At 59.3% G+C, this 3,048-nt stretch carries 2 protein-coding genes; one reads left to right on the top strand and one right to left on the bottom strand.

Translation table 11 applies throughout. From position 1 onward, the window contains the following. Window positions 1-189 (top strand): hypothetical protein (locus tag EPO09_RS20735; protein WP_290646245.1); only part of this gene is annotated, 189 nt, incomplete at its 5' end. 104 nt (window positions 190-293) lie between these two features. On the opposite strand, the gene EPO09_RS20730 is transcribed toward EPO09_RS20735, so the two are convergent. Continuing rightward, window positions 294-2,648 (bottom strand): hypothetical protein, encoded by a 2,355-nt coding sequence (locus EPO09_RS20730; protein ID WP_290646243.1) that lies wholly within the window; start codon window positions 2,646-2,648, stop codon window positions 294-296. Window positions 2,649-3,048: the final 400 nt, after the last annotated feature.

Genomic DNA, 3,048 nt, shown 5'->3' with positions numbered 1-3,048 from the left:
CCTCTATGGCTTGCGGTTGAGCGCTTGAGGGTAGGGGCACGGCAGCATGAGGCTGGTCAGAGTCATTCGCGCCCGGCAGCCTGGACGGCTGCTTCGACCATGACCGGCCAATCGGCGGGCTGCGGCGCGTATGACAGCAGCACGCTGAAACCTGCCACTCAACAGCTGGTGACCAGGACCCAATCATGAATGGCCGGTCCGGCTTGAGGCGAGCGGGCGGAACCGACCCAAAGCGGTAGTCGCCCGGCTCTCACATCTCGACCAATAGCGGACGTTTGCCAAGTCACCGGCGGTCAACATGGATCGACTGGCTGCGGATCTAAGAAGATGGAGACTGTGGCGCGAGCAAGATCCGCAGGGGACGTGCTGTAACGGTCGATCTTGAAGAGCTTCTCCGTGCGCTCGTAAAGGTGGTATGGCTCAAGCTCACGCTCGGTGAGCATAATGACGCGCAGTTCATGGTCGCCGTTGAGTGATCGCGCGAGTTCGATTTCAGTGGGGGTGAAGGCACATAGCTTGGCCAGAAGGATGTAGACCTCAAACCGCTCCCGCGGAAAGGAGTCGGCGACAGCGCGCAAATTGGCGATGTCGTTCGCGTTGATTGTGCCGCCGTCACCACCCGCGTCGGGCGACTGCCCTCGGTCTTTGCACTCGCCGATGATGACGGTAGTTCGCTCAGGGTAGCGGCGCGGCATAACCCATGCGAAGTCAACTTCGCATGGGTTCGGCAGTTGTCCCCTCGTGGGCGTCAGGTCGAGCGAAACGGAGTATGACCGGCGTTGTAGGCCGTGACTCAGATTGGTATCGAGCTGCTGCAGGGTCAAGACAACGGGGACAGCACCCTGCGCATTGCGCTCGGCGCCCAAGACACCAGAGCGCCGGTAGGCCCACCTGCTGCCGATGAGTTGGTTTGTCGTATCGAATGTTTCTCCGCACATCTGACAGCTCACGCGCTGACGTAGATCGTCGACCTGGAACCAGCTTCTCAATTGGCAGTGGGGGCAACAGAGGTCCGAGCCAATGCGGAATAGGCGCTTGCCGACCAGGTAGGAAAAGACATGGCCCGGTGTCAGCGACACCCCCCTCTCTCGCGGTTCAAGGTGCAGGTCCTTGTAGTCAGTGAATTTGGCTTCCGGGTTGTCACCGTCCTTGCCGCCAATCAGTTGAAGTGCGGCACCTTCGCCGAACGATGACGTGGGGCCATGGGTCTTGAGCAGCCTCCGCGCCCCGGGGATCTTGAACACCCGGCCGCCCTGAACACCACCGAGTTGCGCAAGCAGCTGACGCGCGATCAGTCCGCCTGCACTGACCTTGGCCGTGAAGCCCGCGAGTGCAAAGATCTGTTTGAGCAATTCGACCGTCGGTAAGGCGTAAGCAAAGCTGTCGCTGTCTGCTGCGTCGACTATGAGTCCGATGCGCTCCGACTCGATGCGCAGTCGATCGTAGAGAACGTGCATCGTGCGGGCATAGAACTCGTTTAGCTCGGGCACGTATGGCGGATCGAGCGTAAAGTCATCTCGCCCAAATAGCCCGCCAAGAAAGCTGACCGAAGCCACCAAGTGCTGGGTATGGAACCAGGAGTCATTGGCATAGGGGCGGTCATTAAGTCCGAACGAAATCTTCGGCTTGTCACCATCCGTGACGAGGACTCCGAGGGAAGCCACCTCGGCGAAATGCATCATCGGCGGCCTCAGGTTCATCCCGTTCCAAAGATGTTCGTCCACGCCGCAGACCGTGCACGGTTCGTTGCCAAAGGGCCCTCGCAGTGCGTCCATGTCACCTGCATCGCCCATGTGCTTGCGGCGCCACCAAATTGCGTATTTTTGGTCCTCACTGGGTCTCCGACGCGTGAACATAGTCGCCGTGTAGCTCTTCCAAGCGGGAATCTGCTGCGCATAGCGCTCGACATGGTCGCGATCGACGAACATCAACCCAAGGTCCGCTGCACGTAAGTTCCAAAATGTGACGAGATCATCAAGGTTCGATGCGTCGCCGACATAGAAGCCGTGATAGTCCCAGTACGAATGAATGCTGTGGTGCCTGCGTAGCCCGTGCCGTGAGACATACGCGATGCTGCAGTGATCAAAAAGGTCGGCCGGCAGCGCAGAATCCGGTTCGATCACAACCTCACTTACCCCGAGAGCTTCTTTGAACATCAGCTCATAGTCAATGTCGATGGACGCCTTGTCCGGATAGGCCCCCAACTGCATCAGAAAGACATCTGCGAGCGGGTCTTCAGGTGCCCACTTATAGATGCGCGGCTTGCGCTCTTGGATCTGTCTCCACTCGGGCGTATCTCTTGCAAAGACCATCGCGTTCTGCACATCGAGAACCTGTGCCCGAGCGTCCTGCCCTCGTCCCATGAAGGCGCCATCATGCAAGAACGGGGAAATCAAATGCTTGAACCTAGCCGCGAATGCCTTGACATCGTCGCTGCTCCCAAGCGGCTGAACGATATCGGCGCGAAAGGCCTCGACTAGTGCACACGCCTCACTTGCGCGGTCAACGATAACAATCGGATTGAACCGTCCACCCCAGAGCGCATGGTTTCTCCTGACAGCCTCTCGGAAGGCTTCGTGGTCGCCTGCCTTGATCGCCCAACAGATGCGGAGCGGCCGATACGCAATGTTCACGCGAACAGTGTCCATGTGCCCCCTTCTATCAGATAGTTGCAGCAATCAATCATATAGGGAGCCATCAGGAAGCCGTCGGTGACCAACGTCAGCTTCTGGCCGATTCGAGCCGACCAGACGCTCAGACTTGCCACCGCAAAGCTGTCCTCCAGGGTCTCGCCTCAGCCGGAGCCTTTGGCTCGGGGCAACCGCCTGCTGATGGCCGGAAACGGTTCTCGGCCGCACTGGCTGGGTGCACAATGCCGGTTGGACGTCTAGAACCTACTTCGTGCAGGGAGCCTCTATACGCCACACAACGCCTCGTTTTGGCCTCGATAATGCGACAGCGCCAAGTCTCGGCGGCCTTCAGGAGCCTTACATGTCAAAGCAGCACAAGCGTGCCGACCCGCTCGCGCAGAAGCACGCTCCCAGCGAC

The sequence above is a fragment of the Aquabacterium sp. genome, assembly GCF_004297345.1.
Lineage (GTDB): Bacteria > Pseudomonadota > Gammaproteobacteria > Burkholderiales > Burkholderiaceae_C > Aquabacterium.
This window is presented reverse-complemented; position numbering and strand designations above follow the sequence as displayed.

Bases quoted from the DNA above. Each gene is read 5' to 3' on its own strand.
- EPO09_RS20730 (WP_290646243.1), bottom strand. From the start codon at position 2,648: ATGGACACTGTTCGCGTGAACATTGCGTATCGGCCGCTCCGCATCTGT.